We start from the raw sequence: 25,655 nt of genomic DNA, 5'->3' as shown, positions 1-25,655 counted from the left end.
TGCCACCCTTACTTCTTCTTGGTTTCCTTGATAACCACCACTTCATCGGCATAACGAACGCCCTTACCCTTGTAGGGCTCCGGCTTGCGATATGCACGAATCTCGGCGGCAACCTGACCGACTTGCTGCTTGTCCGAACCCTTGATCAGGATTTCGGTCTGGGTCGGACACTCAACTTTCACACCAGCAGGCATCTTATGCGCCACCGGATGAGAGAAGCCAAGCGACAGATTCAGGGTGTCACCCTGAGCCTGGGCACGATAGCCCACGCCAACCAGTTGCAGCTTACGCTCGAAGCCCTTCGAAACACCGGTTACCATGTTATTCAGGTTGGCGCGCATGGTGCCCCACATGGCGGCAGCATTTGCTGCGCCAGCAACCTTGGATACGGTAACGTTCTGGCCTTCGACGGCAACATTGACTGCTGAATGAGCAGCCGTCTTCAGGGACCCCAAAGGCCCCTTGACGACGATCTGCTCACCGACGGTGACTTCAACACCGGCGGGCAGCACTACGGGATTTTTACCAATACGAGACATGCTTCGCTCCTTACGCCACGATGCAAAGGACTTCGCCGCCAACCTTGCTGGCGCGAGCCTTGCGGTCAGTCATGACGCCCTTCGGGGTAGAAACGATGGCCACACCAAGACCATTCATGACACGCGGAATATCGTCGCAGCCCTTGTAGATACGCAGACCAGGCTTGGAAATACGCTCAATACGCTCAATGACCGGACGACCGGCGTAATACTTGAGTGCGATTTCGAGATTTGCCTTGCCATCAGCCTGACGAACTGCAAAATCTTCGACGTAGCCTTCATCCTTGAGCACAGCAGCAATAGCCACCTTTACCTTGGACGAGGGCATGGAGACAGACGCCTTTTCGGCGAGCTGGGCGTTGCGGATGCGAGTCAGCATGTCCGCGATCGGATCGCTCATAGCCATTTCTGAATCTCCTTGTTACCAGCTGGCTTTAACAACACCCGGAACTTCGCCGTTGAAGGCGAGTTCGCGGATCTTGTGACGGCACAGACCGAATTTACGGAAAACACCACGCGGACGGCCGGTCAGCTGGCAACGATTGCGCAGACGGGACGGGCTGGAATTGCGCGGCAGGGCCTGCATCTTCAGACGGGCTTCATAACGCTCCTCGTCAGACAGGCTCACGTTGGTGATGATCGCCTCCAGGGCCGCACGCTTCTTTGCGTACTGAGCCACCAGCTTGCGGCGCTTCTCTTCACGGTTGATCAGAGCAAGTTTTGCCATGATTGCCTCAATTCTTGAACGGGAACTTGAAGGCCACCAGCAGAGCTTTAGCTTCTGCATCGGTCTTCGCGGTCGTGGTGATACTGATGTTCATACCCCGCAGAGCATCGATCTTGTCGTACTCGATTTCCGGGAAAATAATCTGTTCTTTGACGCCCATGTTGTAGTTGCCCTGGCCGTCAAAACCCTTGCCAGAAATACCACGGAAGTCGCGAACGCGCGGCAAAGCGATGGTCACCAGACGATCAAGGAATTCGAACATGCGAGGACCACGCAGGGTGACCATGCAACCGATCGGATAACCATCACGAATCTTGAAGCCGGCAATGGACTTGCGGGCTTTCGTGGTAACCGGCTTTTGACCTGCAATCTTCTGCATGTCGCCAACGGCGTTTTCCAGAACTTTCTTATCAGCTACCGCCTCGCCAACACCCATGTTCAAGGTGATCTTGGTGATACGCGGAACTTCCATCACGGATTTGTAACCAAACTGCTTAACCAGATCGGAAACAATCGTTTCTTTGTAAAACTGTTGCAAACGCGCCATGACCACCCCTTATGCGTTTACCAGTTCGCCGTTCGACTTGAACACGCGAACCTTGCGGCCATCATCAAGCGCCTTGAAGCCGACACGATCGGCCTTCTTGGTCGCCGGATTGAACAGCGCAACATTGGAGATATGGATAGGCATGTCTTTATCTACGATGCCACCAGCCACACCCTTGACCGGGTTCGGCTTAACGTGCTTTTTAGCACGATTGACACCCTCGACAAGCACATGCTCATCATCGACACGGCGCAGCACTGTGCCGCGTTTGCCCTTGTCTTTACCGGTGATGACGACGATTTCGTCACCTTTGCGAATTTTTTCCATCATCCGTTCCTTACAGCACTTCAGGAGCCAGCGACACGATCTTCATGAAGCGCTCGGTACGCAGTTCGCGGGTTACCGGGCCAAAGATGCGCGTGCCAATCGGCTCGAGCTTGTTGTTGAGAAGGACTGCGGCATTGCCATCAAAGCGCACCAGCGAGCCATCCGGACGACGAACACCCTTGGCAGTGCGAACCACCACGGCGTTGTAAACGTCACCCTTTTTGACACGGCCACGCGGAGCAGCATCCTTGATGCTGACCTTGATGATGTCACCAATGCCCGCATAACGGCGCCTGGACCCACCCAGCACTTTGATACACATTACTGAACGTGCGCCGGTGTTATCGGCGACATCCAGAGTCGTCTGCATCTGAATCATTTAAATAAACTCCAACTTAATCCGCCCAGGCGGTCAGTCTTGGAACCCGTACGGGTCGAACAACTTCGCAACCACCAGGACGGCAGTTGCAAAAAAGAAGCCGGATTATACCGGCTTCTTTGATCACTGCGCAAGCGTTTTTAAAAACTTTCGTTATACAACGATCGCCTTTTCAAGAACGCTGGTGACAGCCCAAGTCTTGGTACGGGAAACCGGACGGGTTTCGACGATCTCGACGAGATCGCCAGCCTTGGCCGAATTGCCTTCGTTATGGGCATGGTACTTCTTCGAACGAACCATCACCTTGCCATACATAGGGTGCTTGACCTTACGCTCGACGAGGACGGTGACCGTCTTATCCATCTTGTCGCTGACAACACGACCGATGAGAGTACGCTTGATACTGGAGGATTCGCTCATTGCTGCACCGCCTTTTCACGGATAAGCGTGCGAACGCGAGCGATGTCGCGACGCACCTTGGACATTTGGCTGGTATTGGACAACTGCTGGGTAGCGAGTTGCATACGCAGACCGAACTGGGCCTTCAACAGGTCCAGCAATTCCTTTTTGAGCTCGTCCACGCTCTTGGTTCTCAGTTCACTAGCTTTCATGATTACCCCAGATGACGAGTCACGAAGGTGGTGGGAATCGGCAGCTTGGCAGCAGCAAGGGCAAACGCCTCGCGAGCCAGCGCTTCATTGACACCATCCATCTCGTAGAGGACCTTGCCCGGCTGGATTTCGGCAACCCAATATTCCGGGTTACCCTTACCGTTACCCATACGAACTTCAGCCGGCTTCTTGGAAATCGGCTTGTCCGGGAAGATACGGATCCAGATGCGACCACCCCGCTTGATATGACGGGTCATGGCGCGACGAGCAGCTTCGATCTGACGAGCCGTCAGACGACCGCGACCGATGGCCTTGAGGCCCCACTCGCCGAAGGAAACCTTCGTGCCACGAGTCGCCAGACCTTCATTGCGGCCCTTGTGCTCCTTACGGAACTTGCGACGGTTAGGTTGCAGCATGTTAAGCACCTGCCTTTCTTACGCGCTTGGCCGGATCAGCTGCACCGTCAACTTTCTTGACGGTACGGGTACGCGGCTTGTCACCATCGGGCCTGCCCGGGGTACGACGCGGACGACGGTCATCGGCAGCCGGTTCTTCTGCCACCGGTTGCTCATTACGATCAAGCATGTCGCCCTTGTAAACCCAGACCTTGATACCGATAATGCCGTAAGTGGTCAGCGCTTCAGAGGTTGCATAGTCGATGTCGGCGCGCAGGGTGTGCAACGGCACACGACCTTCGCGATACCACTCGCTACGGGCAATTTCTGCACCGTTCAGACGACCAGCGCTCATCACCTTGATACCTTGAGCACCAAGACGCATGGCGTTCTGCATCGCGCGCTTCATGGCACGACGGAACATGATGCGCTTTTCGAGTTGTTGCGCAATCGAATCAGCGATCAACTGCGCATCGATTTCCGGCTTGCGGATTTCTTCGATCGACACATGGACGGGAACGCCCATGATGCGCTGAAGGTCCGTACGCAGTTGCTCGATATCTTCGCCCTTCTTACCGATAACGACACCCGGACGGGCGGAGTAAACGGTGACGCGGGCATTCTTTGCCGGACGTTCGATCAGGACACGACCAACTGAAGCGTGCGCGAGCTTGCGCTTCAGATATTCACGAACCTTGATGTCTTCGTTCAACATGCCAGGGAAGTCTTTGCTGTTAGCGTACCAGCGCGAACTCCAGTTTTTGGTGACTGCCAGGCGGAAGCCAGTCGGATGAATTTTCTGTCCCATGGCTCTTCCTTAGTTACCAACGGTCAGATAGATATGGCAGGTCGGCTTGATGATCCGATTACCACGACCCTTGGCGCGGGCAGTAAAACGCTTCAGCACCATGCCTTTTTCGACGTAGATGGTTTTCACCGTCAGTTCGTCGATATCAGCACCATCATTGTGCTCGGCGTTGGCGATTGCCGACTCCAGCACCTTCTTGACGATACCGGCGCCCTTTTTGGGGCAGAAAGCCAGGATGTTTAGAGCCTGACCAACCGGCTTGCCGCGCACCAGATCCGCAACCAAGCGGCCCTTTTGCGCAGAGAGGCGTACGCCTCGCAGACTTGCACGAGTTTCCATGTCAGCTCCTTACTTCTTGGCCTTCTTGCCGGCGGTGTGACCCTTGAACGTACGGGTCAGCGAGAACTCGCCGAGCTTGTGACCGACCATATTTTCGGTGACGAACACCGGAATATGCTGCTTGCCATTGTGGACCGCAATCGTCAGGCCGATGAACTCGGGGAGGATCGTCGAACGACGCGACCAGGTCTTGATCGGGCGCTTGTCGCTGGTAGCGCGAACTGCTTCGACTTTGTCGATCAGATGCGCATCAACAAACGGGCCCTTTTTGAGAGAACGTCCCATTTCCTACCCCTTAACGCTTATGACGGCGCTGAACGATCATGCTGTTCGTGCGCTTGTTGCTGCGGGTGCGGTAACCCTTGGTGGGCTGACCCCACGGATTGACCGGTACGCGGCCTTCGCCAGTGCGGCCTTCGCCACCACCGTGCGGGTGATCCACCGGGTTCATGGCTGTACCACGAACGGTCGGACGCACACCGCGCCAACGCATCGCACCAGCCTTGCCGATCTTGCGCAGGTTATGCTCTTCGTTACCAACCTCACCGATGGTGGCGCGGCACTCAACGTGCACACGACGCACTTCACCGGAGCGGAGGCGAATCTGAGCATACGTACCTTCGCGAGCCAGCAGCTGAACGGAAGTACCGGCCGAGCGAGCCAATTGCGCGCCCTTGCCCGGCAGCATCTCAACGCAGCAAATCGTCGTACCAACCGGAATATTACGGATCGGCAGCGCATTACCAGACTTGATCGGCGCTTCGGAGCCACTCATGATCGGCTGACCAACCACCATCCCCTTGTTGGCGATGATGTAGCGACGCTCACCGTCGGCATAACAAAGCAGCGCGATGTTGGCCGTGCGGTTGGGATCGTATTCCAGACGTTCAACCTTGGCCGGAATACCGTCCTTGTTGCGCTTGAAATCGATGACACGATAGGCCTGCTTGTGACCGCCGCCTTGATGGCGAACAGTGATGCGACCGTTATTGTTACGGCCGGCGTTGCCAGACTTGGCTTCAACCAGTGCCGCAAACGGCTTGCCCTTGTGAAGGCTGGCGTTGACGACCTGAACTACGCCGCGACGCCCCGGGGAAGTCGGTTTGACTTTAACGAGTGCCATTACGCATTCCCCCCTTCAACAAAATTGATTTCCTGACCCGGCTTGAGGCTCACGTAGGCTTTTTTCCAGCCCTTGCGACGACCGGTTGCACCCTTGAAGCGCTTAACCTTGCCCTTCACGTTGGCAACCTGAACACCTTCGACTTCAACCTTGAACAGCAACTCGACAGCAGCCTTGATTTCCGGCTTGGTTGCATCAGATGCAACACGGAAAATCACTTGCTCATACTTGTCAGCAACATAGGTTGCCTTCTCGGAGATTTGCGGTGCCAGCAGCACCTGCATCAGACGCTCTTGATTCATCCCCACATCTCCTCGAACTTGGCCACGGCGTTCTTGGTAACCAGAACCTTGGCGAAGCGGACCAGAGAAACCGGATCGGCTTCCTGAGCTTCGAGAACCAGAACGTTAGGCAGGTTGCGCGACGAGAGGTACAGATTTTCGTTCAGCTCGTCGGTGATGACCAGAAGATTGCCTTCAAGACCCATGCTCTTCAGCTTCTGCGTGAACAGCTTGGTTTTGGGCGCATCGACAGACAGATCGTCGATAACGACGAGACGGTCCTGACGGGCCAACTCGGAGAGGATCGCAGCCATACCGGCGCGGAACATCTTCTTGTTAACCTTCTGGCTGAAGTTTTCTTCAGGAGAGTTCGGAAAAATCCGACCGCCTCCGCGCCACAGCGGGCTGCCATTGGAACCAGCACGAGCACGACCGGTGCCCTTCTGACGCCACGGCTTGGTGGTGGTGTGACGGACTTCGGAGCGATCCTTTTGCTGACGGTCGCCAGAACGAGCATTCGCCTGATAGGCGACAACGATCTGGTGCACCAACGCTTCATTGAAATCGCGACCGAACAGTACATCGGAAGCCTGCAGCTTGGCAGCTTCCTGACCTTGTTCGTTAATAACCTTGAGTTCCATGTCGCCCCCTTAAGCCTTGACCGCCGGACGCACAACGACGTCGGAACCCTTGGCACCAGGAACGGCGCCCTTGACCAGCAAAAGCTGGCGATCGGCATCAACACGGACAATCGTCAACCCCTGCATCGTGGACTGAACATCGCCCAGATGACCGGCCATGCGCTTACCCGGGAAAACACGACCCGGATCTTGCGCCATACCGATGGAACCCGGCGCGTTATGCGACAGCGAATTACCATGGGAAGCACGGTTGGAACTGAAGTTGTGGCGCTTGATACCACCCTGGAAACCCTTACCGATCGAGGTGCCGGTCACATCAACTTTTTGCCCTTCGGCAAAGATAGTGACAGCAACCTGATCACCGGCCTTGAAACTAGCCAACTGATCAGCTTCGATCTGGAATTCCTTGAGCACATGCCCGGCTTCCACACCCGCCTTGGCCAGATGGCCTGCAAGGGGCTTGGAAACGCGCGAGGCACGGCGCTTGCCGAATGCGACCTGAATGGCTGCGTAGCCATCGATCTCCGGCGTTTTGACTTGGGTCACGCGGTTGTTTGACACGTCAAGCACAGTTACCGGAATGGACGCGCCATCCTCGGCAAAAATGCGAGTCATGCCAACCTTGCGACCAACAAGGCCTAGACTCATGGTTATTCTCCTCACCGCCGGCTGCGATTGGCCGGTCGATGTAAAACAACAAATGGGCAGCCGTCGCCGGCCACCCCCGAAAGGCGCGGATTATATCCGCGAACTGCTATTACTGCAACTTGATTTCGACGTCGACACCTGCCGGCAGATCCAGCTTCATCAGCGCATCAACCGTCTTGTCGGTCGGATCAACGATATCCATCAGACGCAGATGGGTACGGATTTCGAGCTGATCACGGGAAGCCTTGTTGACGTGCGGCGAACGCAGGATGTCGAAACGCTGCTTACGGGTCGGCAGCGGAACAGGACCACGAACAACAGCACCGGTACGCTTGGCGGTCTCAACAATTTCCTGAGCGGATTGATCGATCAGGCGATAATCGAAGGCCTTGAGACGGATACGGATTTTCTGGTTTGCCATTTTGGTTTCCAAAGAGCGATGGGGTGAAGTCTTCTTCACCCCGGATTTTTAAAAAGAACGATTACTCGATGATCTTGGCGACGACGCCGGCGCCGACGGTACGACCGCCTTCACGGATGGCGAAGCGCAGACCTTCTTCCATGGCGATCGGCGCAATCAGCTTGATCGTCATGGCGATGTTGTCGCCCGGCATAACCATTTCGGTGCCTTCCGGCAGCTCGATGGAGCCAGTCACGTCGGTCGTGCGGAAGTAGAACTGCGGACGGTAGCCGTTGAAGAACGGGGTGTGACGGCCACCCTCATCCTTGGACAGGATGTACACTTCAGAGGTGAAGTGGGTGTGCGGCTTGACAGAACCCGGCTTGCACAGCACCTGACCACGCTCGACGTCTTCACGCTTGGTACCACGCAGCAGGGCGCCAATGTTGTCGCCAGCCTGACCTTGGTCGAGCAGCTTGCGGAACATTTCAACACCGGTACAGATGGTCTTGACGGTCGGGCGGATACCAACGATTTCGATTTCTTCGCCAACCTTGACGATGCCGCGCTCAACACGACCGGTCACCACGGTACCGCGACCAGAGATGGAGAAGACGTCTTCAACCGGCATCAGGAACGGCTGATCGATGGCACGCTCCGGATCAGGGATGTAGGAGTCCAGGGCGTCGGCCAGACGGAAGATCGACGGTTCGCCGATTTCGGATTGGTCGCCTTCGAGGGCCTTCAGGGCGGAGCCGTGAATGATCGGGGTGTCGTCGCCCGGGAAGTCGTACTTGGAGAGCAGCTCGCGCAGTTCCATTTCGACCAGTTCGAGCAGCTCGGCGTCGTCAACCATATCGCACTTGTTCATGAACACCAGAACGTACGGCACACCAACCTGGCGAGCCAGCAGGATGTGTTCGCGGGTTTGCGGCATCGGGCCGTCAGCGGCGGAACAGACCAGGATCGCGCCGTCCATCTGGGCAGCACCGGTAATCATGTTCTTGACGTAGTCAGCGTGGCCCGGGCAGTCAACGTGGGCGTAGTGACGGTTGGCGGTTTCGTATTCGACGTGGGCGGTATTAATCGTAATACCGCGGGCCTTTTCTTCCGGCGCAGCGTCAATTTCATCATATTTCTTGGCAGCGCCACCGAACTTGGCGGACAGCACCGTCGTGATCGCAGCCGTCAGCGTGGTCTTGCCGTGGTCAACGTGACCAATCGTGCCAACGTTTACGTGCGGTTTCGTACGCGCGAATTTTTCCTTAGCCATTATCAGCTCTCCAGATTACTTCTTGTTAATGACGGCCTCAGCGACGTTCTTCGGCGCTTCGGTGTAGTGCTTGAATTCCATCGAGTAGGTAGCCCTACCTTGCGACAACGAGCGCACGGAGGTCGAGTAACCAAACATCTCGGACAGCGGGACTTCAGCCTTGACGACCTTGATGCCGCCAACCTGATCTTCCATACCCTGAACGATGCCGCGGCGGGACGAAAGATCGCCCATCACGTTACCCATGTACTCCTCAGGCGTTTCAACTTCAACCGCCATCATCGGCTCAAGCAACGTCGGACTGGCCTTCTTCATACCTTCCTTGAAGGCCATCGAAGCAGCCATACGGAACGCATTTTCGTTGGAGTCAACGTCGTGATAGGAACCGTCGAACAGCGTGAACTTCACGTCCACCACCGGGAAGCCAGCCAAAACGCCGCTGGTCACTGCATCACGCAGCCCCTTGTCAACCGCCGGGATGAATTCACGGGGAACCACACCGCCCTTGATGGCGTCGATGAATTCGTAGCCCTTGCCGGCTTCGTTCGGCTCGATCTTGAGCCAGACGTGACCGAACTGACCACGACCACCGGACTGCTTGACGAACTTGCCTTCCTGTTCGACCGACTTCTTGATGCATTCGCGATAGGCAACCTGAGGTGCACCAACAGAAGCATCAACGTTAAATTCGCGACGCATACGATCGACCAGGATTTCCAGGTGCAATTCGCCCATACCGGAAATAATGGTTTGACCGGATTCTTCGTCAGTGCGGACGCGGAAGGACGGATCCTCCTGAGCCAAACGACCCAACGCCAGCCCCATCTTTTCCTGGTCAGCCTTGGTCTTCGGCTCGACGGCAACGTGAATCACCGGCTCCGGGAAGACCATGCGCTCAAGGGTGATGACCTTGGCCGGATCACACAGCGTATCACCAGTGGTGGCTTCCTTCAGACCCACGGCAGCAGCGATGTCGCCAGCGCGCACTTCCTTGATTTCTTCACGCTGATTGGCGTGCATCTGCAGGATGCGACCCAGACGCTCCTTACGACCCTTGACCGGGTTGTAGACGGTATCGCCGGAATTGATCACGCCGGAATAAACACGGAAGAAGATCAGCTGACCAACAAACGGGTCGGTCATGATCTTGAAGGCCAGAGCCGAGAAAGCCTCGTCATCAGCAGCACGGCGCTCGCCCTCGGACTCGTTTTCGAGAATACCCTTGACCGGCGGGATATCTACCGGCGACGGCAACAACTCGATAACGGCGTCGAGCATCTTCTGCACGCCCTTGTTCTTGAAGGCGGTACCACAGAGCATCGGCTGGATTTCACAGGCGATGGTGCGGGTACGCAGACCAAGAATGATGTCAGCCTCAGACAGATCACCTTCTTCAAGGTACTTGTTCATCAGCTCTTCAGAGGCTTCAGCGGCTGCTTCAACCATCTGCTCACGCCAAGTGGCGGCATCATCAGCCAGCTCCGCCGGGATTTCACGGGCATCGTACTTCATGCCCTGCGAAGCCTCATCCCAGTAGATGGCTTTCATCTTGATCAGATCAACCACACCTTCGAACTTGTCTTCAGCACCGATAGGAATGACGATGGGCACCGGGTTGGCCTTCAGACGCAGCTTGAGCTGATCAACGACCTTGAAGAAGTTGGCACCGGAACGGTCCATCTTGTTCACGAAGGCCAGACGTGGCACGCCGTACTTGTTGGCTTGACGCCAAACAGTTTCCGACTGGGGCTGAACACCACCCACGGCACAGTAAACCATGCAAGCAGCGTCGAGAACACGCATAGAACGTTCAACTTCAATAGTGAAGTCAACGTGACCCGGGGTGTCGATGATGTTGATGTGGTGCGGCTGGAACTGTTTGTCCATACCACTCCAGAAACAGGTGGTCGCAGCAGAGGTAATGGTGATACCACGCTCCTGCTCCTGCTCCATCCAGTCCATGGTGGCGGCGCCATCATGAACTTCACCGATCTTGTGATTAACACCGGTGTAGTAAAGGATACGTTCAGTCGTCGTCGTCTTGCCGGCGTCGATGTGCGCGCTGATACCGATATTGCGGTAGCGCTCGATGGGAGTTTTACGTGCCACGTTAAAGCCCTTTGAAAATTAGAAGCGGAAGTGGGCGAAGGCCTTGTTGGCTTCAGCCATACGGTGCACTTCGTCGCGCTTCTTGACAGCGCCACCACGGTTTTCGGCAGCCTCAAGCATTTCAGCAGCCAGACGCTGACCCATGGACTTTTCCGAACGCTTGCGAGCGGACTCACGCAGCCAGCGCATTGCCAGCGCGGCGCGACGAGCCGGGCGCACTTCAACCGGCACCTGATAGTTTGCACCACCGACACGACGGGACTTGACTTCGACCATCGGCTTCACGTTGCTCATGGCAGCGCTAAAGACTTCGAGAGGATCCTTGCCACCCTTGGTGGTGATGATATCGAAAGCACCATAAACAATGCGCTCGGCTACAGACTTCTTGCCGCTTTGCATGATGGCGTTAACGAACTTGGAGACTTCAACGTTGCCGAACTTCGGATCCGGCAGAATGTCACGCTTGGGTACTTCACGACGACGGGGCATATTAACCTCAATTAAACACGATTCAGTTGAAAAGCCGGGAAGGGGTTTTCACCCACCCGGCCCTCTCGGCCGCCCAACTGAGCGACCACTTACTTAAGCCACTTAAGGAATTAAGCAGCCTTCGGACGCTTGGCGCCGTACTTGGAGCGCGACTGCTTGCGATCCTTGACGCCTTGCGTATCCAAGGAACCACGCACGGTGTGGTAACGCACACCCGGCAAGTCCTTGACACGACCACCACGAATCAGGACCACAGAGTGCTCCTGCAGGTTGTGGCCTTCACCGCCGATGTATGAAATGACTTCGAAGCCATTCGTCAGACGAACCTTGCAAACCTTACGGAGCGCGGAGTTCGGCTTCTTCGGGGTGGTAGTATAAACACGGGTGCAGACGCCACGCTTCTGCGGGCACTTTTCCAGAGCAGGAACCTTGCTCTTGGCCTTTTCGGCTACGCGCGGCTTGCGCACGAGCTGGTTGATGGTCGGCATATCAAACTTCCTTCAACAGCCGGGCACCGAAATATGATGCACGACGGCAATTTTGTTATCCAAAGCAGAGACAATGATTAGCCTCTGCCGACAAAGACCATAAATTCTATGGCTGATCAACCCCCGTGTCAACGTGACACGGGGGTTGCTAGACAGATCACAGGCCCTGATCGGCTTCCTGTGTTGTGTTTTCGGCAGTTGCCTCTTCGATCTGACGGGAGGCCGCGATATCTTCACCTGCCAGCTGAGCCTTGCGGCTCCGATGGAAGGCCAGACCGGTACCCGCCGGAATGAGACGACCGACGATGACATTTTCCTTGAGACCACGCAATTCATCGCGCTTGCCCATGATGGCAGCCTCGGTGAGTACGCGAGTGGTTTCCTGGAAGGATGCAGCAGAGATGAACGAATCGGTCGACAAGGATGCCTTGGTAATACCGAGCAACATGTGTTCGATTGTTGCCGGGATCTTCCCTTCGGCATTGGCACGATCATTCTCAGCCAGCAGTTCAGCGCGTTCGACCTGCTCGGACTTGATGAACTTGGTGTCGCCCGGTTCAACAATGGTCACCCGACGCAGCATCTGACGGACGATCACTTCAATGTGCTTGTCGTTGATCTTCACGCCCTGCAAGCGGTAAACGTCCTGGACTTCGTCGGTAATGTAGCGGGCCAGAGCTTCGATACCCTGCAGACGCAGAATATCGTGCGGATCCGGTTCGCCTTCGACGATCTTTTCGCCCTTGTTAACCACCTGGCCATCGTGCACCAGAACATGCTTGTCCTTGGAAATCAGGAACTCGTGAACGTTGCCTTCGAGATCGGTGATAACCAGGCGCTGCTTGCCCTTGGTGTCCTTACCAAAGCTGATCGTGCCAGTGACTTCAGCCAGCACGGATGCATCCTTCGGCGTACGAGCTTCGAACAGTTCGGCAACGCGCGGCAGACCGCCGGTAATGTCGCGAGTCTTGGCAGACTCTTGCGGCATACGGGCCAGCACATCGCCCACACCAACCTGCTGACCATCGACCACAGAAATAATCGAGCCAACCTGGAAGGCGATCGAAACAGTGTGATCACTGCCGTGCACGCGTACTTCCTGCCCGCTCTCATCAAGGAGCTTGACCACCGGGCGAACACCCTTGACCGCAGCCTTGCCACCGCGCTTGTGGTCGATAACTACCAGCGTGGACAAGCCAGTCACATCATCGACCTGCTTGGCGACGGTAACGCCTTCCTCGACATTCTCGAAGCGAACGGTACCCGCGTATTCGGTAATGATCGGACGGGTATGCGGATCCCAGGTTGCCAGCTTGGCACCTGCCTTGACTGATTTATCTTCATCGACCGACAGCATGGCGCCGTACGGCACCTTGTGACGTTCGCGCTCACGACCATGATCGTCGACGATAAGCACTTCGCCAGAACGGGAAATGACAACCTTTTCGCCCTTGGCGCTGGTGACATAACGCATGTTCGAGGTATAGCGCACGGTACCAGCCGACTTGCCTTCGACCTTGTCAGCCACGGCAGCACGGGAAGCCGCACCACCGACGTGGAAGGTACGCATGGTAAGCTGAGTACCCGGCTCGCCAATCGACTGGGCAGCGATCACGCCGACTGCCTCACCGGCGTTGACCATCGTGCCACGGCCAAGATCACGGCCATAACACTGGGCGCACAGGCCATAGCGCGTGTCACAGGTCAGCGGCGTGCGGACTTTGACTTCATCGATACCCAGCTTGTCGATCAAATCAACCAGGTCTTCATCCAGCATCGTGCCAGCGAAGATGACCGTTTCCTGGGTTTCCGGATCGATCAAGTCATCAACGGTGACACGACCCAGAATACGTTCGCGCAGTGCTTCGATCACTTCACCGCCTTCGACCAGCGCCTTTACAACGAAGCCGTTCTTGGTGCCGCAGTCATCTTCGGTGATCACCAGATCCTGGGTCACATCGACCAGACGACGGGTCAGGTAACCGGAGTTTGCGGTCTTCAGCGCGGTATCGGCCAGACCCTTACGGGCGCCGTGGGTCGAGATGAAGTACTGGAGAACGTTCAGGCCTTCGCGGAAGTTGGTGGTAATCGGGGTCTCGATAATCGAGCCGTCCGGCTTGGCCATCAGACCGCGCATACCAGCCAGCTGACGAATCTGTGCGGCGGAACCGCGAGCACCTGAGTCAGCCATCATGTAGATGGAGTTGAAGGAGTCCTGCTTGACCTTCTTGCCGTGGCGGTCGATGACTTCCTCGTGGCCGAGTTCTTCCATCATCACCTTGGCAACCTGGTCACCGGTGCGGCCCCAGATATCAACGACCTTGTTGTAACGCTCGCCCTGGGTAACCAGACCGTTCGTGTATTGCGTCTCGATTTCCTTGACCTCGGCTTCGGCTGAGGAAATGATTTCGTACTTCTTGGCCGGCACCAGCATGTCGTCCGAGCAGAAAGAAATACCGGCCCGCGTTGCGAGCGCGTAGCCGTTCTGCATCAGTTTGTCAGCGAAGATGACTGTTTCCTTCAGACCGCAACGGCGGAAGGACTCGTCGATCAGCTTGGAGATTTCCTTCTTCTTCAGGGCACGATCAATTGCCTTGAAGGGCAGACCCTTCGGCAGAATCTTGGCGAGCAGCGCACGACCGGCCGTGGTTTCGACACGAACGGTCTTCTCTTCCCATTCGCCATCGACGGCCGCCGGTTCGTACTGCTTCAGGCGGACCGAAATACGGGAGTGCACATCCAGCTGACCAGCAGCCATGGCGCGTTCGATTTCGGCAGTATCGGCAAAGTACATGCCTTCACCCTTGCCGTTGATCTTCTCGCGGGTCGCATAGTACAGACCCAACACGATATCCTGCGACGGCACGATGATCGGCTGGCCGTTAGCCGGCGACAGCACGTTATTGGAGGCCAGCATCAGGGTGCGGGCTTCCATCTGCGCTTCGAGCGACAGCGGGACGTGAACAGCCATCTGGTCACCGTCGAAGTCGGCGTTGAACGCCGCGCAAACGAGCGGGTGCAGCTGGATGGCCTTGCCTTCGATCAGGGTCGGTTCGAACGCCTGGATACCCAGACGGTGCAGGGTCGGCGCACGGTTCAGCATGACCGGATGTTCGCGGATGACATCTTCAAGGATGTCCCACACCACCGGTTCCTGACCTTCGACCATCTTCTTGGCTTGCTTGATGGTGGTGGCGTAGCCGAGCACTTCCAGCTTGTGGAAGATGAAGGGCTTGAACAGCTCCAGGGCCATCAGCTTGGGCAGGCCGCACTGATGCAGCTTGAGCTGCGGACCAACCACGATGACCGAACGGCCGGAGTAGTCGACGCGCTTACCCAGCAAGTTTTGACGGAAACGACCGCCCTTGCCCTTGATCATGTCAGCCAGCGACTTCAGCGGACGCTTGTTGGCACCGGTCATCGCCTTGCCGCGACGGCCGTTGTCAAGCAGGGAATCGACCGACTCCTGCAGCATGCGCTTTTCGTTACGGACGATGATTTCCGGAGCCTTCAACTCGAGCAAGCGCTTCAAGCGATTGTTCCGGTTGATGACACGACGATAAAGATCGTTCAGGTCGGAGGTCGCAAAGCGGCCGCCATCCAGCGGAACCAGCGGACGCAGGTCCGGCGGCAGAACCGGCAGAACTTCGAGGATCATCCAGTCCGGCTTGATGCCCGACTTCTGGAACCCCTCAAGGATCTTCAGACGCTTGGCCAGCTTCTTGTTCTTGGCTTCAGAACCGGTCACTTCGAGTTCAGCGTGCAGAGACTCGACTTCGCTATCCAGTTCGAGGTTGCGCAACAGTTCGCGAATACCTTCAGCGCCCATCAGGGCCTGGAATTCATCACCGTGCTCTTCGACCATTTCCAGATACTGGTCTTCCGTCAGCAACTGAGCGCGCTGAAGGTTGCTGACCATGCCCGGATCGGTCACGACGTATGCTTCGAAGTACAGGACGCGTTCGATATCGCGCAGCGTCATGTCGAGCACCATGCCGAGACGGGACGGCAGCGACTTCAGGAACCAGATGTGGGCGGTCGGCGAGGCCAGTTCGATGTGACCCATGCGGTCGCGACGAACCTTGGCCAGCGTCACTTCAACGCCGCACTTCTCGCAGATCACGCCACGATGCTTCAGGCGCTTGTACTTGCCGCACAGGCATTCGTAATCCTTGATCGGACCAAAGATTTTGGCACAGAACAGGCCATCACGCTCCGGCTTGAAGGTGCGGTAGTTGATGGTTTCCGGCTTCTTGACTTCACCATAGGACCAGGAACGGATCTTGTCGGGCGAAGCGAGGCCAATGGTAATCGCGTCGAATTCTTCCTCGGCGGTTACCTGCTTGAATAGATCGAGCAATGCTTTCATCGTTTAACTCCCAGCCCTAAATCAGTAACGTTCCAGATCGATATCGATCGCCAGCGAACGGATTTCCTTGACCAGCACATTGAAGGATTCCGGCATGCCGGCTTCGATGCGATGCTCGCCCTTGACGATGTTTTCGTAAACCTTGGTACGGCCGTTCACATCGTCGGACTTCACGGTCAACATTTCCTGCAGCACGTAGGACGCGCCATACGCCTCCAGTGCCCACACTTCCATTTCACCGAAGCGCTGACCACCGAACTGCGCCTTGCCGCCCAGCGGCTGCTGGGTAACCAGGGAGTACGGACCAGTCGAACGGGCATGCATCTTGTCATCGACCAGATGGTGCAGCTTCAGGTAGTGCATGTAACCAACCGTCACCTTGCGCTCGAAAGCTTCGCCAGTGCGACCGTCAAACAAGGTCATCTGGCCGGAAGAGGGCATACCGGCCATCGCCAGCATCGCCTTGATTTCTTCTTCCTTGGCACCATCGAACACCGGCGTCGCGAACGGCACGCCACCCTTCAGATTTTCTGCCATTTCCAGAACTTCGACATCGTTCAACTCGTCAAGGTTCTCGGACTTGCCGCTGGAGTTGTAAATCTGGTCAAGGAAGCCGCGAACTTCCTTGGCGCTGGACTGGGCCCGGAGCATCGCACCAATCTTGTGGCCAAGGCCCTTGGCGGCGAGGCCGAGGTGAACTTCCAGAATCTGACCAACGTTCATCCGGGACGGCACGCCGAGCGGGTTCAGAACGATGTCGACCGGGCTGCCATCTTCCATGTGCGGCATGTCTTCGACCGGCAGGATGCGCGATACAACACCCTTGTTACCGTGACGACCGGCCATCTTGTCACCTGGCTGCAGGCGACGCTTGACCGCAACATAGACCTTGACCATCTTCTGGACGCCCGGCGGCAATTCGTCGCCCTGCGTCAGCTTCTTGCGCTTGCCTTCGAAGGCAATGTCGAAGTCTTTGCGCGCCTGCTCCAGGCCATCTTTGACCTGTTCCAGTTGCTGGGCAGCTTCGTCATCGGCCAGACGGATATCGAACCAGTGGTGCGGATCCATGCTGTCGAGGTACACCTTGTCGATCACCGTGCCCTTGGCCAGTTTCTTCGGACCGCCATTCGCTTTCTTGCCGGTAATCAGGCGCTCAACACGAGCAAAAGCATCGCGCTCAACGATACGCATCTGGTCAGCGAGGTCCAGCTTGTAATGGCGCAGGTGCTCGTCAATGATGGCCTGAGCGCGCTTGTCACGCTCGATGCCTTCGCGGGTAAAGACCTGGACGTCGATGACGGTACCGGCGATGCCGGACGGCACGCGCAGCGAGGTGTCTTTAACGTCCGATGCCTTCTCGCCGAAAATGGCGCGCAGCAGCTTCTCTTCCGGGGTCAGCTGGGTTTCGCCCTTCGGCGTGACCTTGCCCACCAGCACGTCACCGGCTTCGACTTCGGCGCCGATATAGACGATGCCGGAATCATCCAGACGGGACAGCTGAGCCTCACCCAGCGACGCGATGTCACGGGTGATTTCCTCAGGGCCGAGCTTGGTGTCACGAGCGACCACCGTCAGTTCCTCGATGTGAATCGAGGTGTAACGGTCTTCTGCAACGACGCGCTCGGAGATCAGGATCGAGTCTTCGAAGTTGTAGCCATTCCACGGCATGAAGGCGATCAGCATGTTCTGACCGAGAGCCAGTTCGCCCTTGTCAGTAGATGCGCCGTCAGCCACCACGTCGCCCTTGGCGATGTGGTCACCCACACGCACCATCGGACGCTGATTGATGTTGGTGTTCTGGTTGGAACGGGTGTACTTGACCAGGTTGTAGATATCGACACCAACTTCACCAGCGATGGTTTCGTCGTCATTGACGCGAACCACGACACGTGCGGCATCGACGTAATCGACCATACCACCGCGCAGGGCGACTACAGCAGTACCCGAGTCAACAGCAACGGTGCGCTCGATGCCGGTGCCGACCAGCGGCTTTTCCGGACGCAGACAAGGCACAGCCTGACGCTGCATGTTGGCGCCCATCAATGCGCGGTTTGCGTCATCGTGCTCAAGGAATGGAATCAGCGAGGCAGCAACCGATACGATCTGGCCCGGTGCCACGTCCATGTACTGAACACGGCCCGGTTCGGCCAGAATGGTTTCGCCTTTTTCGCGGCAGGTCACCAGATCGTCGGACAAACGGCCATTCGCATCCAGCGAGGCGTTAGCCTGGGCAACCACATAGTTGCCTTCTTCGATCGCCGAGAGGTATTCGATGTCGCTGGTCACCTGACCGTTATTTACCTTGCGGTAAGCGGTTTCGATGAAGCCGTAGCTATTGACCTGTGCAAACAACGCCAGGGAGTTGATCAGGCCGATGTTCGGGCCTTCCGGTGTTTCGATCGGGCAAACACGACCGTAGTGCGTCGGATGCACGTCGCGCACTTCGAAGCCAGCACGTTCGCGCGTCAGACCGCCAGGGCCCAGTGCGGAAACACGACGCTTGTGCGTAATTTCCGACAGCGGGTTGGTCTGGTCCATAAACTGCGACAGCTGGCTCGATCCGAAGAATTCCTTGATGGCGGCACTGATCGGCTTGGCGTTGATCAGGTCATGCGGCATCAGATTGTCGGATTCGGCTTGCGACAGACGTTCCTTGACGGCACGCTCGACACGGACCAGACCGGCACGGAACTGGTTCTCGGCCAATTCACCGACTGAACGGACGCGGCGGTTACCGAGGTGATCGATGTCGTCGATTTCGCCACGGCCATTACGCAGTTCGACGAGAATCTTGATGACTTCAACGATATCGCGCGGCGACAGCGTCAACTGTTCGCGGACTTCGACATTGGCACCCAGCGGCTTCAGTTTGGCAGCCAGTGCTTCGACTTCGCTCAGGGTCGAGTTTTCGACCATGGCACGAGCACCGAACGGCATCAGGCTGACCAGATCCTGAATGGCCGACAGGGCAAAACCAGAAGCTTCAGCAAGATTCTTCAGCGCCGCTTCAGCCTTGGAGGCCAAGCCCTTGACCATCAGCTTGTATTCAATGACATCCTGACGCGCCAGACGGCGGTTGAACTTCATCCGGCCAACGCCGGACAAATCGTAACGCTCGTCGGAATAGAACAGGCCGTTAAACAGGATTTCAACCGCTTCTTCCGTCGGCGGTTCGCCCGGACGCATCATGCGATAAATCGCGACACGAGCTGCCTGACGCGTTGCCGTTTCATCCGCACGCAGCGTATTGGAGATGAAAGCACCGCGATCAAGTTCGTTGGTATACAGCGTCTCGACCGTCGTAATTTCGGCCTCACGCAGCTTGGCCAACAAGGTCTCGGTGATTTCGTCGTTGGCATTGGCGACAACTTCACCCGTGGCCTTGTCGACAATATTCTTGGCAACCACACGGCCAATCAGGAAATCTTCAGGCACAACGATCTGCTTGATCGCAGCGGCACCGATGTCGCGAATGTGCTTGGCGGTGATGCGCTTGTCCTTCGGAACAATCAAGACACCATCCGGACCCACGAAATCAAAGCGAGCTACTTCACCGCGCAGACGCTCCGGAACCAGCGTAAATTCGACCTTGTCCTTGGACAGCAGGAAAGTATCAAAATCGAAGAACTGGTCGAGAATCTCCTCGGACGACATGCCGATGGCCTTCAACAACGTGGTGACCGGCATCTTGCGACGACGGTCTACGCGGAAGAAGAGCGTGTCCTTGGGATCAAACTCGAAATCCAGCCAGGAGCCACGGTAAGGAATTACGCGCGCCGAGAACAGCAACTTGCCTGAACTGTGCGTCTTGCCGCGGTCGTGTTCGAAAAACACGCCTGGGGAACGGTGGAGCTGGGAAACGATGACACGCTCGGTACCATTAATCACGAAGGAGCCATTGGTTGTCATCAGGGGAATTTCACCCATGTAGACTTCCTGCTCTTTCACTTCCTTTACCGTGTCGGGCGCTTCGCGGTCCATGATGACCAGGCGAACCCGCGCGCGCAGCGAAGAAGCAAAGGTCAAACCACGCTGCTGACATTCGGTAACGTCGAACGCCGGCTCGCCCAGCATGTAGCTGACGAATTCCAGACGGGCATTGCCGGAATGCGAAACAATCGGGAAGATCGAGGTGAACGCAGCCTGCAAACCCTCGTTTTTCCGCTTCTCGGGAGCCACTTCGTCTTGCAAAAAGTCCTTGAAGGACTGCAGTTGAGTGGCCAACAAGTAGGGAACGTCCAGCACGCTGGCGCGCTTGGCGAAGCTCTTGCGGATGCGTTTCTTCTCGGTGAAGGAGTAAGTCATGGTAACTCCGTGAGGATGAAATCAAACGTTGAACCTGAGAAAACAGGCAAACGCAAACAAACTCCCTTCCCCGCCGGGGAAAAGGAAAGCCTTGTTTGCGTTTGCCAGTTGGCGATATTCAAGTTCGTTTTCTGGATCAATGAAACCTGTCGTACAAAGCACAAAAGGGCTGGCGGAAAACCGCCAGCCCACACACCAAAAGTCGATTACTTAACTTCGACCTTGGCGCCAGCTGCTTCCAGCTGAGCCTTGAGGGCTTCAGCATCGGCCTTGGAAACGCCTTCCTTGACAGCCTTCGGAGCGCCATCAACCAGGTCCTTGGCTTCCTTGAGGCCCAGACCGGTAGCTGCACGAACGACCTTGATGACTTCAACCTTCTTGTCACCAGCACCGGTCAGCATGACGGTGAATTCGGTCTGTTCTTCAGCAGCAGCAGCACCGGCACCGGCCGGGCCAGCAACGGCGACAGCAGCAGCGGAAACGCCAAACTTCTCTTCGAATGCCTTGACCAGGTCATTCAGTTCCATAACGGTCAGGGAGCCAACGGCTTCCAGGATGTCTTCTTTGCTAATTGCCATTTCAATAAACTCCTAAATCAGTTCGTATGCGGTAAGGATCAAGCGGCAGCTTCTTCGCGCTGCGCAGCCAGTGCGGCCAGGCCGCGGACAAAGCCGGCAACCGGAGCCTGCATGACGTACAGCAGCTTGGAGAGCAGCTCTTCGCGGCTCGGTACGGAGGCAAGCGCCTGCACACCAGCTTTGTCGAGCACCTTGCCGGCATAGGAACCGGCCTTGAGCACCAATTTGTCGTTGGATTTTGCGAAGTCGCTCAGCACCTTCGCGGCAGCCACCGGATCAGCGGAGACGCTATATATCAGCGGTCCAACCATGTGGTCAGCCAGGGCAGCGAACGCAGTGTCCGCGACCGCGCGACGCACCAAGGTGTTCTTCAACACACGCAGATACACACCAGACTCGCGCGCCTTCTTGCGCAGCACGGTGAGGTCGGTAACCTCAATGCCACGATACTCGGCAATCACGATGGTCTGTGCGTTGGCCACTTGTGCCGACACCTCAGCTACAACCGCTTTTTTGTCGTTCAGATTGAGACCCACGGGTCCTTCCTCCTTTCAAGTCATAACACGACGGGAAAATTCCCGCCGCACCTACGGCGACCTGAACTAGAAGTTAAGCCATCCATTGCGGACAACTAGAAATCTTGTTCGGGGACACCGTCTGCGCAGGCTACTTACGCGATTAAGTTCCGTTACCGAAACACCTGCGGTCTTTGACGATCCGCCGGCAGTCACCGAAGTGACCACCAACGGCCCAAAGTTCTGTTAAGCCACCACCGTGGACTGGTCGACGCGAACGCCGGGGCCCATCGTGGCAGAAACTGCAATTTTCTTCAGGTACTGACCCTTGGACGAAGCCGGCTTGGCCTTGGCCAAGGCATCGATCAGCGCCTTCAGGTTGCTTTCCAGGCTCTCAACGGAGAAGGAAGCACGACCGATCGTGGCGTGAATGATGCCAGCCTTGTCGGTACGGTACTGCACCTGACCAGCCTTGGCGTTCTTCACTGCGGTGACAACGTCCATGGTCACGGTACCAACCTTCGGATTCGGCATCAGGCCACGGGGCCCGAGGATCTGGCCGAGTTGACCAACAACCTTCATGGCATCCGGAGTGGCGATAACGACATCGAAATTCAGGTTACCGGCTTTGACTTCGGCAGCCAGATCATCGAAACCGACGACTTCAGCGCCTGCAGCCTTGGCGGCTTCGGCCTTTTCGCCCTGGGCGAAAACGGCAACGCGAACCGACTTGCCGGTACCCGCCGGCAGAACGACGGAACCGCGAACGACCTGATCCGATTTACGTGCGTCAACACCGAGGTTGACCGCGACGTCGATCGATTCGTCGAACTTGGCGATTGCCGTTTCCTTGGCCAGGGTCAGCGCTTCTTGCAGCGGATACAGCTTCTGCGCGACAACCTTGCTGGCAAGGGCTTTTTGCTTTTTCGTGAGCTTAGCCATGATTACAGACCCTCTACCGTGATACCCATCGAACGGGCGGAGCCGGCGATGGTGCGAATTGCTGCTTCCATATCGGCAGCGGTCAAGTCAGGCGACTTGGTCTTGGCGATTTCTTCGCACTGGGCGCGGGTGATCTTGCCAACCTTGTCGGTGTGCGGCTTGGCCGAACCGGACTTGATACCAGCAGCCTTCTTGATCAGGATGGTGGCCGGCGGGGTCTTCATCACGAACGTGAAAGACTTGTCCGCAAAGGCGGTAATTACGACAGGAATCGGCAGACCCGGTTCAACGCCTTGAGTCTGGGCATTGAAGGCCTTGCAGAATTCCATGATGTTCAGACCGCGCTGACCGAGGGCTGGGCCGATCGGGGGCGACGGGTTTGCTTTGCCGGCTGGCACTTGCAGCTTGATGTAGCCAATAATTTTCTTGGCCATAGTTTGCTCCTAATAAATGAGTCGTAACGCGCGTTGGCTGCAACACTGCCAGCTACTGACGCTCCTCTTGCCGAAATCCGGGCTTTCGGCGAACCCTGAAACCTAGATCAGGCCTTTTCGACCTGAGCGAACTCCAACTCAACCGGCGTGGCGCGACCGAAGATGGTCACCGAAACGCGCAGGCGATTCTTTTCGTAGTTGACGTCTTCGACCGAGCCATGGAAGTCGGTAAACGGACCTTCCTTGACGCGAACCACTTCACCAACTTCGAACAACACTTTCGGACGGGGTTTCTCAACGCCCTCCTGCATTTGCTGCATGATCTTCTCGACTTCCTTTTCGGAAATCGGAGTCGGCTTGGTCGCTGTGCCACCGACAAAACCGGTGACTTTCGGCGTGTTCTTGACCAAATGCCACGAGTCGTCGTCCATCTCCATTTCGCAGAGGACGTAGCCAGGGAAGAACTTGCGCTCAGAAATAGCTTTCTGACCGCCTTTCATTTCGACGACCTCTTCAACCGGCACCAGAATCCGGCCGAACTTTTCTTCCATGCCCAAACGGGTAATGCGCTCCTGAATGGCGCGCATCACACTTTTTTCGAAGCCGGAGTAGGCATGTACGACGTACCAGCGTTTGCTCATGATTTCTTCCAGCCCAGCACCCAGTCGTAAAGAACCACTTCAAGGCTCTTGTCAGTCAGATACAGGAAAATTGCCATGACCACGACAAAGGCGAATACTGCGCCCGTGGTTTGCATGGTTTCCTTGCGAGTCGGCCAAACAACCTTCTTGGCCTCGACAACCGCCTCATTACCAAACAGGAAAAAACGCTGACCCGGCTCGGTTTTCCAAGCCACTGCAACTGCCAGCGCCAAACCAACGAGGACCGCCAGGACGCGCAAAATCATTGCCTGCTCGGAGAGCAGGTAGAAGCCAGCCACGCCAGCCGCCAGAATAATCAGCGCCAGCGCAAACTTGATCTTGTCAGCCATTACGTTCGCGATCTTTAAAGAGAGTGGCAGGGGCGGAGGGAATCGAACCCCCGACCTACGGTTTTGGAAACCGTTGCTCTACCAATTGAGCTACACCCCTGCTGCAGAAACATCAAAGCGCTTCGGTTTCCCGAAGCGCCTTAATTACTGAAAGACTATCGATTACTCGATGATCTTGGCGACGACGCCGGCGCCGACGGTACGACCGCCTTCACGGATGGCGAAGCGCAGACCTTCTTCCATGGCGATCGGCGCAATCAGCTTGATCGTCATGGCGATGTTGTCGCCCGGCATAACCATTTCGGTGCCTTCCGGCAGCTCGATGGAGCCAGTCACGTCCGTCGTGCGGAAGTAGAACTGCGGACGGTAGCCGTTGAAGAACGGGGTGTGACGACCGCCTTCATCCTTGGACAGGATGTACACTTCGGAGGTGAAGTGGGTGTGCGGCTTGACCGAACCCGGCTTGCACAGCACCTGGCCACGCTCGACGTCTTCACGCTTGGTACCACGCAGCAGGGCGCCAATGTTGTCGCCAGCCTGACCTTGGTCGAGCAGCTTGCGGAACATTTCAACACCGGTACAGATGGTCTTGACGGTCGGGCGGATACCAACGATTTCGATTTCTTCGCCAACCTTGACGATGCCGCGCTCAACACGACCGGTCACCACGGTACCGCGACCAGAGATGGAGAAGACGTCTTCAACCGGCATCAGGAACGGCTGATCGATAGCACGCTCCGGATCAGGGATGTAGGAGTCCAGGGCGTCGGCCAGACGGAAGATCGACGGTTCGCCGATTTCGGACTGGTCGCCTTCGAGGGCCTTCAGGGCGGAGCCGTGAATGATCGGGGTGTCGTCGCCCGGGAAGTCGTACTTGGAGAGCAGCTCGCGCAGTTCCATTTCGACCAGCTCGAGCAGCTCGGCGTCGTCAACCATGTCGCACTTGTTCATGAACACCAGAACGTACGGCACACCAACCTGGCGAGCCAGCAGGATGTGTTCGCGGGTTTGCGGCATCGGGCCGTCAGCGGCGGAACAGACCAGGATCGCGCCGTCCATCTGGGCAGCACCGGTAATCATGTTCTTGACGTAGTCAGCGTGGCCCGGGCAGTCAACGTGGGCGTAGTGACGGTTGGCGGTTTCGTATTCGACGTGGGCGGTGTTAATCGTGATACCGCGAGCCTTTTCTTCCGGCGCAGCGTCAATTTCATCATATTTCTTGGCAGCGCCACCGAACTTGGCGGACAGCACCGTCGTGATCGCAGCCGTCAGCGTGGTCTTGCCGTGGTCAACGTGACCAATCGTGCCAACGTTTACGTGCGGTTTCGTACGCGCGAATTTTTCCTTAGCCATTCCAGTTCCTCAATAATCAAATAAAGTAAAAAATCCAGAATCCA

Annotated in this window: 30 protein-coding genes and 1 tRNA gene; all 31 read right to left on the bottom strand. The window is 56.7% G+C overall.

Going from position 1 to position 25,655, the window contains the following annotated elements; genetic code table 11:
* Window positions 1-8: 8 nt before the first annotated feature.
* The 31 genes from rplF to tuf (DARO_RS01625) all read right to left on the bottom strand — a co-directional run bounded on the left by rplF (window position 9) and on the right by tuf (DARO_RS01625) (window position 25,611).
* The gene (gene rplF / locus DARO_RS01775; RefSeq protein ID WP_011286102.1) at window positions 9-539 is read right to left on the bottom strand and encodes a 50S ribosomal protein L6; all 531 of its coding nucleotides are present in this window, start codon (window positions 537-539) and stop codon (window positions 9-11) included.
* 10 nt (window positions 540-549) lie between these two features.
* A complete protein-coding gene (gene rpsH, locus DARO_RS01770) occupies window positions 550-945 on the bottom strand; it encodes a 30S ribosomal protein S8 (RefSeq protein WP_011286101.1) in 396 nt (131 codons plus the stop codon).
* A gap of 15 nt (window positions 946-960) precedes the next feature.
* Window positions 961-1,266: a 30S ribosomal protein S14 gene (gene rpsN, locus DARO_RS01765; protein ID WP_011286100.1), complete on the bottom strand. Its 306-nt coding sequence runs from the start codon at window positions 1,264-1,266 to the stop codon at window positions 961-963.
* A 7-nt stretch (window positions 1,267-1,273) separates the two neighbouring features.
* Window positions 1,274-1,813 carry a 50S ribosomal protein L5 gene (rplE, locus tag DARO_RS01760; RefSeq protein WP_011286099.1) on the bottom strand — a complete coding sequence of 180 codons (540 nt, stop codon included), beginning with the start codon at window positions 1,811-1,813 and terminating at the stop codon, window positions 1,274-1,276.
* Between the two features lie 9 nt (window positions 1,814-1,822).
* The gene (gene rplX, locus DARO_RS01755) at window positions 1,823-2,140 is read right to left on the bottom strand and encodes a 50S ribosomal protein L24 (protein ID WP_041224161.1); all 318 of its coding nucleotides are present in this window, start codon (window positions 2,138-2,140) and stop codon (window positions 1,823-1,825) included.
* Window positions 2,141-2,150: 10 nt separating this feature from the next.
* Window positions 2,151-2,519: a 50S ribosomal protein L14 gene (gene rplN, locus DARO_RS01750; protein WP_011286097.1), complete on the bottom strand. Its 369-nt coding sequence runs from the start codon at window positions 2,517-2,519 to the stop codon at window positions 2,151-2,153.
* A 153-nt stretch (window positions 2,520-2,672) separates the two neighbouring features.
* Window positions 2,673-2,939, bottom strand: coding sequence for a 30S ribosomal protein S17 (rpsQ, locus tag DARO_RS01745; RefSeq protein ID WP_011286096.1), 267 nt, complete (start codon window positions 2,937-2,939; stop codon window positions 2,673-2,675).
* Window positions 2,936-3,130 carry a 50S ribosomal protein L29 gene (gene rpmC, locus DARO_RS01740; protein ID WP_011286095.1) on the bottom strand — a complete coding sequence of 65 codons (195 nt, stop codon included), beginning with the start codon at window positions 3,128-3,130 and terminating at the stop codon, window positions 2,936-2,938. Before rpmC ends, rpsQ begins: the two co-directional genes overlap by 4 nt.
* Window positions 3,131-3,132: 2 nt before the next feature.
* A complete protein-coding gene (gene rplP / locus DARO_RS01735) occupies window positions 3,133-3,546 on the bottom strand; it encodes a 50S ribosomal protein L16 (RefSeq protein ID WP_011286094.1) in 414 nt (137 codons plus the stop codon).
* A 1-nt stretch (window position 3,547) separates the two neighbouring features.
* On the bottom strand, window positions 3,548-4,333 hold the full coding sequence (gene rpsC / locus DARO_RS01730; protein ID WP_011286093.1) for a 30S ribosomal protein S3: 786 nt from the start codon (window positions 4,331-4,333) through the stop codon (window positions 3,548-3,550).
* 9 nt (window positions 4,334-4,342) lie between these two features.
* A complete protein-coding gene (gene rplV / locus DARO_RS01725) occupies window positions 4,343-4,672 on the bottom strand; it encodes a 50S ribosomal protein L22 (protein WP_011286092.1) in 330 nt (109 codons plus the stop codon).
* Between the two features lie 9 nt (window positions 4,673-4,681).
* Complete coding sequence (gene rpsS, locus DARO_RS01720; RefSeq protein ID WP_011286091.1) at window positions 4,682-4,957, bottom strand: 30S ribosomal protein S19; 276 nt, start codon at window positions 4,955-4,957, stop codon at window positions 4,682-4,684.
* 10 nt (window positions 4,958-4,967) lie between these two features.
* Window positions 4,968-5,795 (bottom strand): 50S ribosomal protein L2, encoded by an 828-nt coding sequence (gene rplB, locus DARO_RS01715; protein WP_011286090.1) that lies wholly within the window; start codon window positions 5,793-5,795, stop codon window positions 4,968-4,970.
* Window positions 5,795-6,097 (bottom strand): 50S ribosomal protein L23, encoded by a 303-nt coding sequence (rplW, locus tag DARO_RS01710; protein ID WP_011286089.1) that lies wholly within the window; start codon window positions 6,095-6,097, stop codon window positions 5,795-5,797. Before rplW ends, rplB begins: the two co-directional genes overlap by 1 nt.
* Window positions 6,094-6,717 carry a 50S ribosomal protein L4 gene (rplD, locus tag DARO_RS01705; RefSeq protein WP_011286088.1) on the bottom strand — a complete coding sequence of 208 codons (624 nt, stop codon included), beginning with the start codon at window positions 6,715-6,717 and terminating at the stop codon, window positions 6,094-6,096. The genes rplW and rplD overlap by 4 nt, the downstream gene beginning before the upstream one ends.
* Window positions 6,718-6,726: 9 nt before the next feature.
* Complete coding sequence (rplC, locus tag DARO_RS01700) at window positions 6,727-7,365, bottom strand: 50S ribosomal protein L3 (RefSeq protein WP_011286087.1); 639 nt, start codon at window positions 7,363-7,365, stop codon at window positions 6,727-6,729.
* Window positions 7,366-7,474: 109 nt separating this feature from the next.
* The gene (gene rpsJ, locus DARO_RS01695; RefSeq protein WP_011286086.1) at window positions 7,475-7,786 is read right to left on the bottom strand and encodes a 30S ribosomal protein S10; all 312 of its coding nucleotides are present in this window, start codon (window positions 7,784-7,786) and stop codon (window positions 7,475-7,477) included.
* A gap of 61 nt (window positions 7,787-7,847) precedes the next feature.
* Entirely contained in the window at window positions 7,848-9,038 is a 1,191-nt protein-coding gene (tuf, locus tag DARO_RS01690) for an elongation factor Tu (RefSeq protein ID WP_011286074.1), read from the bottom strand.
* Between the two features lie 15 nt (window positions 9,039-9,053).
* Window positions 9,054-11,147, bottom strand: a complete 2,094-nt coding sequence (fusA, locus tag DARO_RS01685; protein WP_011286085.1) for an elongation factor G — start codon at window positions 11,145-11,147, stop codon at window positions 9,054-9,056.
* An 18-nt stretch (window positions 11,148-11,165) separates the two neighbouring features.
* Window positions 11,166-11,636, bottom strand: a complete 471-nt coding sequence (rpsG, locus tag DARO_RS01680) for a 30S ribosomal protein S7 (protein ID WP_011286084.1) — start codon at window positions 11,634-11,636, stop codon at window positions 11,166-11,168.
* Window positions 11,637-11,746: 110 nt separating this feature from the next.
* Entirely contained in the window at window positions 11,747-12,124 is a 378-nt protein-coding gene (rpsL, locus tag DARO_RS01675) for a 30S ribosomal protein S12 (protein WP_011286083.1), read from the bottom strand.
* A 157-nt stretch (window positions 12,125-12,281) separates the two neighbouring features.
* The gene (gene rpoC, locus DARO_RS01670; protein WP_011286082.1) at window positions 12,282-16,493 is read right to left on the bottom strand and encodes a DNA-directed RNA polymerase subunit beta'; all 4,212 of its coding nucleotides are present in this window, start codon (window positions 16,491-16,493) and stop codon (window positions 12,282-12,284) included.
* Between the two features lie 21 nt (window positions 16,494-16,514).
* Window positions 16,515-20,798 carry a DNA-directed RNA polymerase subunit beta gene (gene rpoB, locus DARO_RS01665; protein WP_011286081.1) on the bottom strand — a complete coding sequence of 1,428 codons (4,284 nt, stop codon included), beginning with the start codon at window positions 20,796-20,798 and terminating at the stop codon, window positions 16,515-16,517.
* 206 nt (window positions 20,799-21,004) lie between these two features.
* Window positions 21,005-21,376, bottom strand: a complete 372-nt coding sequence (gene rplL, locus DARO_RS01660) for a 50S ribosomal protein L7/L12 (protein ID WP_011286080.1) — start codon at window positions 21,374-21,376, stop codon at window positions 21,005-21,007.
* Window positions 21,377-21,414: 38 nt separating this feature from the next.
* Window positions 21,415-21,912: a 50S ribosomal protein L10 gene (rplJ, locus tag DARO_RS01655; RefSeq protein WP_011286079.1), complete on the bottom strand. Its 498-nt coding sequence runs from the start codon at window positions 21,910-21,912 to the stop codon at window positions 21,415-21,417.
* Between the two features lie 225 nt (window positions 21,913-22,137).
* Window positions 22,138-22,833 carry a 50S ribosomal protein L1 gene (rplA, locus tag DARO_RS01650; RefSeq protein ID WP_011286078.1) on the bottom strand — a complete coding sequence of 232 codons (696 nt, stop codon included), beginning with the start codon at window positions 22,831-22,833 and terminating at the stop codon, window positions 22,138-22,140.
* Between the two features lie 2 nt (window positions 22,834-22,835).
* Window positions 22,836-23,267 carry a 50S ribosomal protein L11 gene (rplK, locus tag DARO_RS01645; RefSeq protein ID WP_011286077.1) on the bottom strand — a complete coding sequence of 144 codons (432 nt, stop codon included), beginning with the start codon at window positions 23,265-23,267 and terminating at the stop codon, window positions 22,836-22,838.
* Between the two features lie 107 nt (window positions 23,268-23,374).
* On the bottom strand, window positions 23,375-23,908 hold the full coding sequence (gene nusG, locus DARO_RS01640) for a transcription termination/antitermination protein NusG (RefSeq protein WP_011286076.1): 534 nt from the start codon (window positions 23,906-23,908) through the stop codon (window positions 23,375-23,377).
* Window positions 23,905-24,258 carry a preprotein translocase subunit SecE gene (gene secE / locus DARO_RS01635; RefSeq protein ID WP_011286075.1) on the bottom strand — a complete coding sequence of 118 codons (354 nt, stop codon included), beginning with the start codon at window positions 24,256-24,258 and terminating at the stop codon, window positions 23,905-23,907. The genes nusG and secE overlap by 4 nt, the downstream gene beginning before the upstream one ends.
* 24 nt (window positions 24,259-24,282) lie before the next feature.
* Window positions 24,283-24,358, bottom strand: a tRNA-Trp gene (locus tag DARO_RS01630).
* A 62-nt stretch (window positions 24,359-24,420) separates the two neighbouring features.
* The gene (gene tuf / locus DARO_RS01625) at window positions 24,421-25,611 is read right to left on the bottom strand and encodes an elongation factor Tu (protein WP_011286074.1); all 1,191 of its coding nucleotides are present in this window, start codon (window positions 25,609-25,611) and stop codon (window positions 24,421-24,423) included.
* Between the last annotated feature and the right edge of the window lie 44 nt (window positions 25,612-25,655).

The sequence above is a fragment of the Dechloromonas aromatica RCB genome, from assembly GCF_000012425.1.
The sequence above is the reverse complement of the archived record's forward strand: the minus strand, read 5'-3'. Positions and strand labels throughout refer to the sequence as shown.